This is a genomic window from uncultured Arthrobacter sp. (assembly GCF_947493765.1).
Taxonomy (GTDB): domain Bacteria; phylum Actinomycetota; class Actinomycetes; order Actinomycetales; family Micrococcaceae; genus Arthrobacter_D.
Map to the genome: position 1 here is coordinate 231,189 of NZ_CANLSZ010000003.1, position 13,355 is coordinate 244,543.

The window sequence follows — 13,355 nt, forward strand, 5'->3', positions numbered from 1 at the left end:
GTGGGGCCGCGACTCAGGCGGTGGTGATCACGGGTCGCACGTCCTCCACCGGAGGTGACCACGACGCGGGATCGGCGCCGTGCTGCTCCCCCGAGCGGATGTCCTTGACCTCGTGCGTACCGTCCGCGTTCGTGAACCAGACGAAGGGGATGCCTCGCCGGTCGGCGAATCTGATCTGCTTGCCGAACTTCTCGGCCGTCGCTGCGACCTCGGTGGCGATGCCCCGCTGCCGGAGCGCCGCGGCGACATCCTGCGCCCGGGACCAGGCGTCGTCGTCGGCCAGCGCCACGAGGACCGCCGTCGGCACGGACCGGGAGACCGAGGCGAAACCCTGGCTGAGGATCCGCGAGACGAGGCGCGTGACGCCGATGGACAGCCCGACGCCGGGGAAGGTCCGGCTGCCCTTGTGGGCCAGGGCGTCGTAGCGGCCACCCGAGCAGATCGAGCCCAGGCCCTCGTGTCCGTCGAGCACGGTCTCGTAGACGGTTCCCGTGTAGTAGTCGAGGCCGCGGGCGATGCTCAGATCGGCGACCACGCGTCCGGGAGCGCGGCGGGTGGCCTCGGCGATGACCTGGCGGAGTTCCTCGAGGCCCTCGTCGAGGAGTTCGTGGGAGACGCCGAGGGCCCGCACCCGCTCCACGAAGGAGGTGTCCGGGGTGCGGATCGTCGCGAGCTCCAGGGCCAGGCGCACCTGGTCGTCGTCGGCGCCCAGCTCCTCCTGCAGCAGGGCACCCACCTTCTCGGGACCGATCTTCTCGAGCTTGTCGATGCTGCGCAGCACGGCGGCCGTGTCCCGGAGGCCGATGGCACTGTAGAAACCCTCGGCGAGCTTCCGATTGTTCACGCGCAGGGTGAAAGCGGGGATGGGCAGGGCCTCGAGGGCCTCGACGACGGTGAGGGCCAGCTCGATGTCGTACCGGAAGGGCAGGACGCCGTCACCGACGACGTCGATGTCGGCCTGGGTGAACTCGCGGGCGCGACCCTCCTGCGGACGCTCGCCGCGCCAGCACTTCTGGATCTGGTATCTGCGGAACGGGAAGGCGAGGTGACCTGCGTTCTCCACCACGTAGCGGGCGAACGGTACGGTCAGGTCGTAGTGGAGGGCGAGGCCGGCCTCGGACGCCGATGCCTCCTCGGCCTGGAGCCGGGAGACGGCGTAGACCTCCTTGTCGATCTCGCCCTTGCGCAGCAGGTCACCGACCGTCTCCACGGCCCTCGTCTCGATGCTGGAGAAGCCGTGCAGTTCGAAGGTCCGCCGCAGGACGTCGAGGACGTGCTGCTCGATCAGGCGTTCCTCGGGCAGCCATTCGGGGAAGCCGGACAGGGAAGCCTTGCGGGCCATGGGGGGGTCTCCTCGCCTACGGGGGTCTCCGACGGGCCGCGGCCGATCGGTGGGGTCTGCGCCATCAATCCTAGGGGCGCCGGACGGATCGGCAGAACGTCCCGCCCGTGCAGTCGTCGCGCGGGGTGCGGCGTGCGGGCCGGGCATGTGGGCGGGGCGCCCTGAGTGGGGCACCCTGGGGGCACAGTCCTGAGTACAGTAGCCTCAGAGCAGGGTTCGGCGGCGCCCCTCCGCGGGTGCCGGAACGGCTGGGTCGGCACGATCGGTGCGTGATACCGGTCCGATAGACTCCTGGATCCTGCTCGGGATCGATCCGTACGACATCGACCCCGGACGACATGGCCCCGGCGGTGCTCGGGGCCATCCGACGAGTGAAAGATTTCCAGCGGTGACAGACAGTCAGCAATCCGACGAAACGACCATCGACCACGGCACGGAGCAGGACGCCGCGGCAGCCGATGGCGGTCCATCCCGTCTGCCCGAGGGCACCGGCACCGATGCCGCGGAGGGCCGGGACGAGCCCCGATCCGAGCCCTCACCTGCGCCTGCACCCGCGGTGACCGCGGACCCGGTCGAAGCATCCGCCGCTCCCGCGGAGTCGTCCGACGACGTGCAGGAAGCACCGCACGCCCGTCCGTCGCAGCCCCGCCCTGCGGCTCCACGCGCGCCGCTACCCACGTCGATGGCCCCGCGGCCCGCGCGGTCGTCCGGCCGCCCCGCTGCTCCCCCGGCGCACACCACCTCGCTCGAGGAAGCCGGCAGATTCGCCCGCGTCGAGGACGACGGCCATGTCTTCCTGCTCGTGGACGGCGAGGAGCACGCCGTCGGGCAGTACCCCGATGCCACGCGCGAGGAGGCGCTGACCTACTTCGTGCGGAAGTACGACGACGTCGTGAGCCAGGTGGCACTGCTCGAACAGCGGGTCCAGGCCAAGGCGCCGTCCTCGGACATGGCCAAGACCGCCAGGCATCTGCGGACACAGGTCGGTGAGCGCAGCATGGTCGGGGACGTGCTCGCCCTCGAAGCCAGGATCGACGCCCTGCTGGAGGCCGTGAGCGGCCTGGAGAAGACCGAACGCGCAGCCCTGGACGAGCTCAAGGCCCGGGAGCTCGCAGCACGTGAGGCGATCGTCGTCGAGGCCGAGGAACTCGCGGGCCGTGACCCTGCCACCGTCCAGTGGAAGGCCAGCAGCACCCGCATGAACGAGCTCTTCGAACTCTGGAAGGCGGCACAGAAGAACGGGCCGAGACTGGGACGGGGCACAGAGGACGCACTGTGGAAGCGCTTCCGCTCCTCGCGCACCGTCTTCGACCGCCATCGCCGTGCGTATTTCTCGCAGCTCGACACCGACAACGCCGAGGCCAAGCAGGCCAAGGAGGCGCTCATCAAGCGTGCCGAGCAGCTCTCCGACTCCACGGACTGGGGTCACACGGCGGCGGAGTACCGCAGGCTGATGGACGAGTGGAAGGCGTCCAAGCGTGCCAGCCGCAAGGACGACGATGCCCTCTGGGCCCGTTTCCGCGCCGCCCAGGATCGTTTCTTCGAGGCGAGGAAGGCCGACAACGAGGCGATCGACGAGGAGTACTCCGTCAATCTCGCCGCCAAGGAGGCGCTGCTGGTCGAGGCGCAGAAGATCCTGCCCGTCAGGGATCTCGCCGCGGCGAAGAAGGCCCTGCAGTCGATCAGGGAGAGGTGGGACGAGGCGGGCAAGGTGCCACGCGCCGACATGGGGCGGATCGACGCCGGTCTGCGCAGGGTCGAGGACGCCGTCAAGTCCGCCGAGGACGAGCACTGGCAGAAGACGAACCCCGAGACGAAGGCCCGCACCACCAGTGCGCTCAGCCAGCTCGAGGCGACGATCGCGCAGCTCAGGGAGGATCTCACAGCCGCCGAGAGCGCCGGCGACACCTCGAGGATCGCCACGGCGAAGGAGGCGCTCGCGGCCCGCGAGCAGTGGCTCGAGATGCTGCAGAGATCGGCCCGGGACTTCTCCTGACACGGCAGTAGCGGGCGTCGTTCCCCGAGCCCTCCGGCACCGTTGTCCACAACGGCGCCGGAGGGCTTTCGCGTGCCGCTCCCACTGGCGATGCTGGACCAATGTCTCCGCTGGACAGCACGATCACGCCGCCCGAGCGCTATCTCGGCGAAACACCGACCGTCACCTCGACCGGGGGTGCGCTCTTCCATGCCGGGGAGATCTTCACCTCGGCCGAGCTCCAGTCCATGAGGCTGGAGGGCCTGGTCCGGCTCGTCATCGGCGACTCCTATCTGCGGAGCGACTTCAGGGAGAACCCCGTCACGCGGTCGCGGGCGGCCGCACGCTGTGTGCCGGAGTCCCTCCGGGCACGTGTCGCCCTGGGGCGCTCCTGCGCCGCATGGATCTACGGGTGCGCCCCCGTGCCCGCCGTGGTCAGCCTCGTCACCGATCACCGACGGCGGACCACGGCGCTGCCTCCGTTCACCGCAGCGGTCATGCATCAGGTCTCGCTCGGCCCGTTCGACGTCAATCTGGTCGGAGGTGTGTCGGTGACCACGCCTTTGCGGACGGCGCTGGACATCGCGGTCCACGGGGACCGCACCGCCGTCACCGTCCTCCGCGCCATCGACAGGGCGCCGGACCTGGCGTGTCCGCTGCGGCTCGTGGAGGCAGCCCTGCTCAATGCCAGCCGTGTGCCGGGCAAGGCCCGGGCGCTGACGAGGCTGCGTGCGGCCCGGATCGGAGGGCCGGGTGCCTAGGGGGATGCCCGGAGAGATACCTGGGTGGCGCCGCCCAGCTGCCGGGTCCTCAGGTGCGGCGCTGCGATCCGGTGGTGCGGTACACGTCGAAGACGCCGTCGATGCGCCGCACGGCACTGAGGATGTGGTTCAGGTACTTGGGGTCGCCCATCTCGAAGGCGAAGCGGGACATCGCCACGCGATCGGAGGATGTGTTCACGTTGGCGGCGAGGATGTTGACGTGGTTCTCGGCGAGCAGGCTCGTCACGTCGGAGAGCAGGCTCTTGCGATCGAGCGCCTCGACCTGGATCTCGACCAGGAACACACTGGACTGTGTCGGTGCCCACTCCACGGGCACGATCCGGTCCGGCTGGTCCCGGAGCTCCTCGACGTTCCGGCAGTCGCTGCGATGGACGGACACCCCGGACCCGCGGGTGACGAACCCGACGATCGGATCGGGCGGCACGGGCGTGCAGCAGCGCGCGAGCTTCACCCAGACGTCGCCCACCCCGCGCACCGTGACGCCGGAGTCGGAGAACTTGGGCCTGCGGGGCTGGGTCGCCGCCGCGGTCTCGGTGATCTTCGCCTCGGTCCCCTCGTGGCCTCCCATCAGCGCCACGAGGTGCTCGATCACGTTCTGCGCCGACGTGTGGCCGTCGCCCACGGCGGCATAGAGCGCGGTGATGTCCTGGTGGTGGAGTTCCTCGGCCACCGTCATGAGGGCGGTGTGCGTCATCATGCGCTGCAGCGGCAGGTTCTGTTTGCGCATGGCCCGCGTGAGGAGGTCCTTGCCCTTGTCGACGGCCTCCTCGCGCCGCTCCTTCGTGAACCACTGCCTGATCTTGTTGCGTGCACGCGGGCTCTTGACGAAGCCCTGCCAGTCCTGGCTGGGGCCCGCACCCTCCGCCTTCGAGGTGAAGATCACCACCGAGTCGCCGTGATTGAGTTCGCTGTTCAGCGGGACGAGCTTGCCGTTCACCCTCGCGCCGATGGTGCGGTGCCCCACCTCGGTGTGCACGGCGTAGGCGAAGTCGACAGGCGTCGATCCGGCGGGCAGTGCCATCACCTCTCCCTTGGGGGTGAAGACGAAGACCTCCCGTGCGTTGATCTCGAATCGCAGGGAGTCGAGGAACTCGTTCGGGTCCGAGGTCTCCTGCTGCCAGTCCACGAGGCTGCGCAACCATCCCATGTCGCTGCCGTCCTGCGCCTCCAGGGTCCGGCCGCCACTCTTGTACTTCCAGTGCGCCGCCACACCGTACTCGGCTCGCCGGTGCATGTCGTGCGTCCGGATCTGGATCTCCACGGGCTTGCCGCCCGGGCCGATCACCGTGGTGTGCAGCGACTGGTACATGTTGAACTTCGGCATCGCGATGTAGTCCTTGAACCGCCCCGGCAGGGGGTTCCAGCGCGAGTGCAGTGCACCGAGGGTGGCATAGCAGTCGCGGACGCTGTCCACGAGGACGCGCACACCCATCAGGTCGTGGATGTCGTCGAAGTCCTTCCCCCTCACGATCATCTTCTGGTAGATCGAGTAGTAGTGCTTGGGCCGGCCGGTGATGGTTGCCCTGATCTTGACGGCGCGCAGATCCTCGTCGATCTGGTTGCGCAGGAGATTCAGGTGCTTCTCGCGTTCGGGGGTCCGCTCCCCCACCATCCGCACGATCTCCTCGTAGATGTTCGGGTGCAGGGCCGCGAAGGAGAGATCCTCCAGTTCCCACTTGATGGTGTTCATGCCCAGGCGGTGGGCGAGCGGCGCGAAGATCTCGATGGTCTCGCGTGCCTTCTTCGCCGACGAGGTCGCGGAGACGAACCGCCAGGTCCTCGCGTTGTGGAGCCGGTCGGCGAGCTTGATGACGAGGACCCGGATGTCCTTGGACATCGCCACGACCATCTTGCGCACGGTCTCCGCCTGCGCAGCCTCCCCGAAGGAGACCTTGTCGAGCTTGGTGACGCCGTCGACGAGCATCGCCACCTCGGACCCGAAGTCACGCTCGAGTTCGGCGAGGGTATAGGACGTGTCCTCCACGGTGTCGTGGAGGAGCGCCGCCGCGAGCGTGGTCCCGGTCATCCCGAGCTCGGCGAGGATCGTGGCGACGGCCACCGGGTGGGTGATGTACGGATCACCGCTCTTGCGCTTCTGCCCCTCGTGGCTGCGCTCGGCAACCAGATACGCACGCTGGATCAGATCCAGGTCCTCCTTGGGATTGATCGCGCGGACCGTGCGGAGCAGCGGCTCGAGGACGGGAGAGTATCCGGAGGACCCGCGCCCGGTGAGACGGGCGATCCGTGCCCGGGTGCGCCCACGGCGTCCTGGCGGTGCCTGATCGGGACCCACGGTGGCGGAGGGGGTCGCGGCCTGGTCCGAGGGAGCCGTGCCGGACGAGGCGCCCGCATCCTGCAGCGGGGCGGACCGCTCGGGCGCTGCGGAGCCTGGCTCCGTCCCGGTGGTCACCGCGGGCTCGACCGCATCAGCCATTCATCGTCCCTCGATCTCGATCCCGGGGCCGCAGGGCCCCGATCGTCGCGGACTCACGCGACAGGTCCAAGTCTACTCGCGGCCCACCGGTGACCGGTCTCAGGCCTGTGCGGCTTCGAGCGAACGCCGCTCCGTGACCCGCTTCTCCTGCTTCCTCAGTTCCGGCTCGTTCACCCTGAGCGCGGCGTAGAGCGGAGCGGCGATGAAGATGGTTCCGAGCGTTCCGAGGATGATGCCGATGAACAGGGCCAGCGACAGGTCCTGCAGCGTGCCGGCGCCGAGGATGAAGGCTCCGATGAACAGGATGGAGGCCACGGGCAGGATCGCGACCACCGAGGTGTTGATCGAGCGCACGAGCGTCTGGTTCACGGCCAGGTTGACCTGTTCCGCGAACGTGCGCTTCGTGGAGATGAGGACGTCGGCGGTGTTCTCCCGGATCTTGTCGAAGACCACCACGGTGTCGTACAGGGCGTAGCTGAGGATCGTCAGGAAGCCGATGATCGCCGAGGGCGTGACCTCGAAGCCGCTGAGCGCGTACAGCCCTGCCGTCACCACCATGACCACCACGAGTGCGGCCATCGCGGCCAGCGCCATCTTCCACGTGCGGAAGTAGATGGCCATGAGGATGGCGGCCAGGAGCACGAAGACGCCGAAGCCGATGATCGCCTGCCGGCTCACGTCCTCGCCCCAGGTCGGGCCGACGAAGCTCGAGGTCACCTGGTCCTCGCCCACGCCGTAGCCGCTGATCAGGTTCGACCGGACGCTGAGCGTCTCGTCGTCGGAGAGCTGTTCGGTCTGGATCCGCATGGTGTCGGCCGCGATGTTGGTCACGCGCGGCACGGCGTCGGGGACGACGTCGGTCACCGCGCTCTCACCCACGGCGATGTCGGTGTTCACCGTGTCGGACACGGTGAACTCGGAGCCCCCACGGAAATCGATCCCCAGGTTGAAGCCCCCCTTGACGATCGGGATGACGATCGAGACGAGGACGGCGAGACCGGCGATGAGGAACCAGATGTTGCGTCTCGCCACGAAGGGATAGGACCGCTTGCCCGAGTACAGCTCGTTGCCGAAGGTGGCGAAGTTGGTGCGGCTCATGCGTCGTTCTCCTTCTCGGACGAACCGGTGCGTCCGGCCAGGGCCCTGTCGTGTTCCGCACGCCGTCGCTCGGCGATGGTCAGGCGCCGCTCGGCCTCTGCCGAGGCGCCCTTGTTCTTGGCCCGCGCCACGACCACGTTCTGGTTCGGCTCGCGCAGCCGTCCGGCGCCGCGGTAGAGCGGGAGGCCGCCGAGTCTGCGGGGATCCAGGCCGGACCACGGGTGGCCCTCGCCGAAGAACCTGGTCCGTGCGAGGAGGCGCAGCACGGGGTGGGTGAAGAGGAAGACCACGATCAGGTCGGCGATGGCCGTGAGTCCGAGAGTGAAGGCGAAGCCGCGCACGTTGCCGACGGCGACGAAGTAGAGCACGAGGGCCGCCAGCAGGTTCACCGCCTTCGATGCGAGGACCGTGCGCTTGGCGCGGCGCCAGCCGTTCTCGACGGCGGAGACGAGGCCGCGTCCGTCGCGCAGTTCGTCACGGATGCGTTCGAAGTACACGATGAACGAGTCCGCGGTCTGGCCGATGGCGACGATCAGGCCTGCCACGCCGGCGAGGGACAGGCGGTAGTTCTCCGTCCACCCGAGGATGCAGATGGCCAGGTAGGTCAGGACACCCGCGACGACGAGCGAGGCGATGGTGACCAGGCCGAGGAGCCGGTATTGGAAGATCGAGTAGGCCGCCACGAGCGCGAGCCCGATCAGCCCGGCGAGCAGTCCGAGGCGCAGCTGGTCGGCTCCGAGCGTGGCGGAGATCTGCTGTTCGCTCTGGATCTCGAAACTGATGGGCAGCGCGCCGTACTTGAGCTGCTCGGCCAGGGCGGCCGAGGACTCCTCGGTGAAGTTGCCGCTGATCTGGGCGTTGCCGTCGGCGATCACCGCGTTCGTGGTGGGCGCGGAGACGATCTTCCCGTCGAGGACGATCGCGAACTGGTTGCGCGGATCTCCCCGCCCGATCGCGTTGAGCCGCTCGGTGACCTCGCGGAAGGCCTTCGTGCCCTCGTCGTTGAAGTCGATGTTCACGGCCCACGTGTTGAGGGCCTGGCCCTGGGAGCTGCGCTGCAGGCCGTAGCTCGCGGTCGAGATGTCGGTGCCGGGGATGGCCACCGGCCCGAGGATGTACTTGCCCTGGTTGTCGGGTTCGCACGCCACCATGGGCTGGTCCGCGGGCGCCGGCTCCTCGGCGGGCTCGAGGGCTGCCGGATCGAGGCAGTCCAGCGCCTCGAACTCCTGGTACAGCTCGGGGGTGATCCAGTTGGGATCGCTGCCGTCCTGTGGCTCCGCACCGGGTCGGGGCAGCTGGTCCTCCGGTGTGGGGGTCTCTGCGGCGGGGGCCTGGCCGGGCCCGCCGGCGAGGACCGGGCGGAACTCCATCTGCGCGGAGGCCTGGATGAGATCGCGGGTCTGCGCGTCGGGTGTGCCGGGCAGGGACACGATCACGTTCCGACCCGACTGCGTGTTGATCTCCGCCTCGGCGACGCCGGAGCCGTCCACGCGCTGCCGGATGATCTCCACCGCCTGGTCGAGCTGTTCCGGGGTGATCTCGCTGCCGCCCTGGACCCGGGGCGCCAGGATCATCTGGGTGCCGCCCTCGAGGTCGAGCGCGAGGCGGGGGCTCCAGCTGGCGGTGCTCCAGAAGGAACCGGCTCCCAGCAGGATGGCGAGGAGGGCTGTCAGTGCGCCCAGCCAGACCAGTGTCCGCTTGGCTGCCGTCCCGGGACCGGTACGAGGCATGATGGGTGTCCTTATTCAGTGGCGCGGCGCGGGCGCCGGATCGATGCTGACGGGAGCGGTCACCCGCCCCACGGAATGCTAGTGGTCGGAGCTCCCGGCGGTCCCACCCGGGCCGCGCGTGTCGCGCTCGTCGCGGTGCGCCTGCTCGCGGTCGAGCCGCTCCAGGGTCTGCTCGGGCGTCTCGTGTCCGGGTCGCGGCTCCCCGGCCGCGGTGGCCCCGCCGACGGGCCGATCGCCGTCGACGCCGTCGAGGGACGAGGCGTCGTCGGGCACCGTCGAGCCGTCGTAGCTGTCGAGGTCCCGGCGCTCCGCGTCGGTGGCGGCGTCGTCCTGCAGCACCGGGTCCTGCTGGACCACCTTCGACAGGGCCTGGGTGTGGACCGTGGCGTGGTTGCCGGGTGAGAGCTCCAGGACGGCCCTGTTGTTCTCCTGGTCGATCGAGACGATGGTGCCGAAGAGGCCGAACTGGGTCATGACCTCACTGCCGGGCTCCAGCTGGGTACGCATCTCCTTGACCTGCTTCTGCGCCTTCCGCTGCCTGCGGAACATGGTGAAGATCAGGAACGCCAGCGCCAGCGGGAGCAGGAGACCGAAGACATCGAAGCCACCCGTGTCTCCGGCGGGCGTTTGGGCGACTACAGCTGAGAGCACAGGGCATCTTCCGTTCCTGGGAGGGGAGGTGGGGGCAGCACTGTGCCCCGGCACACATCGTGAGAGACCAGTGTAGAGGGCAATCCCGGGAGATCCCGCGTCAGGCCTCCGGGCGGGACCAGCTGTCGACGTCGGATCCGGTGCCGTCGAGGCCGTCCGGGGTCACGGAGAAGAGGTCCTCCGGCATGGCTGCCGCGACGGTCGGCGGCATGGCCAGCCCGAGGTGCTTCCAGGCTGCCGCCGTGGCGATCCTGCCCCTGGGTGTGCGCCCGAGCATGCCCTCGCGTACCAGGTAGGGCTCGGCCACGGTCTCCACCGTCTCCGGTTCCTCACCCACCGCGATGGCGAGGGTGGAGAGTCCCACCGGACCGCCGTTGAACTTGGTGATGAGGGCGGTCAGGACCGACCGGTCGAGGCGGTCCAGGCCGCGCGCGTCGACCTCGTACATGTCGAGGGCGGCGCTCGCCGCTCGTGCGTCGATCTGCTCGGACCCGTGCACGAGCGCCCAGTCGCGGACACGGCGCAGGAGCCGGTTCGCGATGCGCGGCGTCCCGCGCGAGCGTCCGGCGATCTCGGCGAACGCGGCGGAGGTGACCGACATGTCCATCAGCATCGCCGAGCGACGCAGCACCAGTTCGAGCTCGTCCGTGGAGTAGAACTCCAGGTGCCCGGTGAAGCCGAAGCGGTCACGCAGGGGGCCGGGCAGCAGCCCCGCCCGGGTGGTCGCGCCCACGAGCGTGAAGGGCGGCAGGTCAAGGGGGATGGCCGTGGCGCCGGGCCCCTTGCCGACGATGATGTCGACGCGGAAGTCCTCCATGGCCATGTAGAGCATCTCCTCCGCCGGGCGGGACATGCGGTGGATCTCGTCGAGGAAGAGGACCTCGCCGTCCGTGAGCGAGGAGAGGATCGCTGCGAGGTCGCCCGCGTGCTGGATGGCCGGCCCGGACGAGATGCGCAGCGGTGCGTTCATCTCCGCCGCGATGATCATGGCCAGGGTGGTCTTGCCGAGGCCCGGAGGGCCGGACAGCAGCACATGGTCCGCGCTGCGCCCGCGGAGCCGGGACGCCTCCAGGACGAGGGAGAGCTGGCGCCTGACCCTCTTCTGCCCCACGAAGTCGTCGAGATTCTTCGGCCGCAGCGCGGCCTCGACCGCCCGATCCTCCGGGTCCGCGGTCCGGGCCACGACTGGTGACTCGTCGGGCTGCTGGTCGGTCATGGTCCCACCTTCGTCCTGGCGGAGCTGCGTGCGCCGTCCTGGCCCAGCCTCCGCAGCGTCATCTTGAGGATCTGCCCCACGTCGCCGGTCGCGGCGATCTCGGGCGCATCGGCGACGGCGGCGTCGATGGCGGCCCCGGCGTCCTTCTCCGACCAGCCCAGTCCCATCATGGCCGTGAGGACCTGTCCCTGCCAGGTCTGCCCGGAGGCCTCGGGAGCCGCGTCGAGCGGGACGAGCTTGCCCGCCAGTTCCAGCACGATCCGGCGGGCACCCTTGGGCCCGATCCCGGGTACCTTGCTGAAGGCCTTGTCGTCCCCCGCTGCTGCCGCCACGCGGATGGCCTCGGGGGCGTGCACAGCCAGGACGGCCAGCGCCAGCCGCGGGCCCACCCCGCTGACCGCGAGCAGTGTCTCGAACACCTCGCGCTGCTCCGCGTCCTCGAAGCCGAAGAGCGTCATGGAGTCCTCCCGGACGATCAGCGCGGTCGAGACCGCAGCCTGCTCGCCGACGCGCAGTCCGGCGAGCGTCTGCGGTGTGGCGAGGATCTGCATCCCGAAGCCGTTGACGTCGACGACGGCGGAGTTCGGACCCACGTGGGTCACTGTTCCGCGCAGGGAACTGATCATCTGAAACGCTCCAGGGAGAGGTGACGCCGGCCAGACCGGACGGATGCCCGGTATCGAACACACGTTCTAGTGACAACGGTACCGGCGTTCCGATCGAGCCGCCACACCGCCCGACGCCGGTCCGCGGGGAGGGAGCGCCGTTCAGCGCCGTCGTGCCCGGGCCTCCGCCTCGGCCCAGATGCGCTGGGCCGGGGTGACCGCGGCGCCCGGGGCGGCCCCCGGCTGCACTCCCCTGCGCCATGCGTGGGTGATGGCCAGGGCGAGGGCATCGGCGGCGTCGGCGGGCCTGGGCGAGGTCTCCAGGCGGAGGATCTTGGTGACCATCTTGGTGACGGCCACCTTGTCCGCCTGCCCGTTGCCGGTCACGGCGGCCTTCACCTCGGTGGGTGTGTGGAGCGCAACGGGGATCCCGCGGCGCGCGGCGGAGACGATCACGACGCCCGACGCCTGCGCGGTGCCCATGACCGTGCTGACGTTGAGCTGGCTGAACACGCGCTCCACCGCCAGGACCTGCGGCTCGTGCAGGTCCAGCCACGCATCGACGGCCTCGGAGATCACCAGGAGCCGCTCGTCGAGGCTCCGTGCCGGATCGGTGCCCACCACGCCGACCGCCACGAGGGTGGAGCGGCGGTTCGGCTCGATGTCCACCACGGCGAGCCCGCAGCGCGTGAGCCCCGGGTCCACGCCCATCACGCGATAGGTCATGGCGCTCCGCGGCCGGCGTCCCTCACCCGGCGATGTCAGTCGTCGTTCTCGAGCTCGGCCAGCACGTCGGCGGGCAGGTGGGCGTTCGAGTAGACGTTCTGGACGTCGTCGAGCTCCTCGAGGGCATCCACGAGCCGCAGGAACTTCCGGCCGCCGTCCGCATCGAGATCGACCTGCATGGACGGCACGAACTCCACCTCGTCGGCGTCGTACTCGATGCCGCTCTCCTCGAGCGCATCGACCACGGCGCGCAGATCCTGCGGCTCCGAGATGATCTCGAAGGTGTCGGTGGACTCCTTGACCTCGTCCGCCCCGGCATCGAGCACCGACATCAGCAGCTCGTCCTCCGTGAGGTCCTTCCGCGGAAGTGTGACGACACCCTTGCGCGCGAACAGGTAGGAGACCGACCCGGGATCGGCGACGGAGCCACCGTTGCGGGTGATCCCCAGGCGCACCTCGGACGCCGCGCGGTTCTTGTTGTCCGTGAGGCACTCGATGAGCAGCGCGGAACCCTGCGGCCCCCGCGCCTCGTACATGATGGTCTGGTAGTCGACGGCCTCGCCGAGCAGCCCGGCCCCGCGCTTCACCGCCCGATTGATGTTGTCGATCGGGACGGAGGTCTTCTTGGCCTTCGAGACCGCCAGCTCGAGACCGGGGTTGCCTGCGACGTCGGCACCGCCGGCGCGTGCGGCCACCTCGATGTTCTTGATCAATTTGGCGAAGGACTTGGCGCGCTTGGCGTCGATCGCCGCCTTCTTGTGCTTCGTTGTTGCCCATTTGGAGTGGCCCGACATGC

At 69.4% G+C, this 13,355-nt stretch carries 11 protein-coding genes; 2 read left to right on the plus strand and 9 right to left on the minus strand.

Going from position 1 to position 13,355, the window contains the following annotated elements; all coding sequences use genetic code 11:
• Positions 1-13 precede the first annotated feature (13 nt).
• Complete coding sequence (gene hisS, locus Q0747_RS06210; RefSeq protein WP_298252667.1) at positions 14-1,342, minus strand: histidine--tRNA ligase; 1,329 nt, start codon at positions 1,340-1,342, stop codon at positions 14-16.
• Positions 1,343-1,952: 610 nt separating this feature from the next.
• Here hisS and Q0747_RS06215 point away from each other — a divergent pair.
• Positions 1,953-3,338: a DUF349 domain-containing protein gene (locus Q0747_RS06215; protein WP_298253055.1), complete on the plus strand. Its 1,386-nt coding sequence runs from the start codon at positions 1,953-1,955 to the stop codon at positions 3,336-3,338.
• Between the two features lie 101 nt (positions 3,339-3,439).
• Positions 3,440-4,078, plus strand: a complete 639-nt coding sequence (locus Q0747_RS06220; RefSeq protein ID WP_298252669.1) for a hypothetical protein — start codon at positions 3,440-3,442, stop codon at positions 4,076-4,078.
• Positions 4,079-4,127: 49 nt separating this feature from the next.
• On the opposite strand, the gene Q0747_RS06225 is transcribed toward Q0747_RS06220, so the two are convergent.
• The 8 genes from Q0747_RS06225 to Q0747_RS06260 form a co-directional block, all read right to left on the minus strand.
• Positions 4,128-6,533 carry a bifunctional (p)ppGpp synthetase/guanosine-3',5'-bis(diphosphate) 3'-pyrophosphohydrolase gene (locus Q0747_RS06225; protein WP_298252671.1) on the minus strand — a complete coding sequence of 802 codons (2,406 nt, stop codon included), beginning with the start codon at positions 6,531-6,533 and terminating at the stop codon, positions 4,128-4,130.
• Positions 6,534-6,632: 99 nt separating this feature from the next.
• Positions 6,633-7,631: a protein translocase subunit SecF gene (secF, locus tag Q0747_RS06230; RefSeq protein ID WP_298252673.1), complete on the minus strand. Its 999-nt coding sequence runs from the start codon at positions 7,629-7,631 to the stop codon at positions 6,633-6,635.
• Positions 7,628-9,361 carry a protein translocase subunit SecD gene (gene secD / locus Q0747_RS06235; protein WP_298252675.1) on the minus strand — a complete coding sequence of 578 codons (1,734 nt, stop codon included), beginning with the start codon at positions 9,359-9,361 and terminating at the stop codon, positions 7,628-7,630. The genes secF and secD overlap by 4 nt, the downstream gene beginning before the upstream one ends.
• A 78-nt stretch (positions 9,362-9,439) precedes the next feature.
• Positions 9,440-10,012 (minus strand): preprotein translocase subunit YajC, encoded by a 573-nt coding sequence (gene yajC / locus Q0747_RS06240; RefSeq protein ID WP_298252677.1) that lies wholly within the window; start codon positions 10,010-10,012, stop codon positions 9,440-9,442.
• A 100-nt stretch (positions 10,013-10,112) separates the two neighbouring features.
• Positions 10,113-11,228 carry a Holliday junction branch migration DNA helicase RuvB gene (gene ruvB, locus Q0747_RS06245; protein WP_298252679.1) on the minus strand — a complete coding sequence of 372 codons (1,116 nt, stop codon included), beginning with the start codon at positions 11,226-11,228 and terminating at the stop codon, positions 10,113-10,115.
• On the minus strand, positions 11,225-11,854 hold the full coding sequence (gene ruvA / locus Q0747_RS06250) for a Holliday junction branch migration protein RuvA (protein ID WP_298252681.1): 630 nt from the start codon (positions 11,852-11,854) through the stop codon (positions 11,225-11,227). The genes ruvB and ruvA overlap by 4 nt, the downstream gene beginning before the upstream one ends.
• Positions 11,855-11,995: 141 nt before the next feature.
• Positions 11,996-12,559 (minus strand): crossover junction endodeoxyribonuclease RuvC, encoded by a 564-nt coding sequence (ruvC, locus tag Q0747_RS06255; protein ID WP_298252683.1) that lies wholly within the window; start codon positions 12,557-12,559, stop codon positions 11,996-11,998.
• Between the two features lie 35 nt (positions 12,560-12,594).
• Positions 12,595-13,353 carry a YebC/PmpR family DNA-binding transcriptional regulator gene (locus Q0747_RS06260; protein ID WP_298252685.1) on the minus strand — a complete coding sequence of 253 codons (759 nt, stop codon included), beginning with the start codon at positions 13,351-13,353 and terminating at the stop codon, positions 12,595-12,597.
• Positions 13,354-13,355 lie beyond the last annotated feature (2 nt).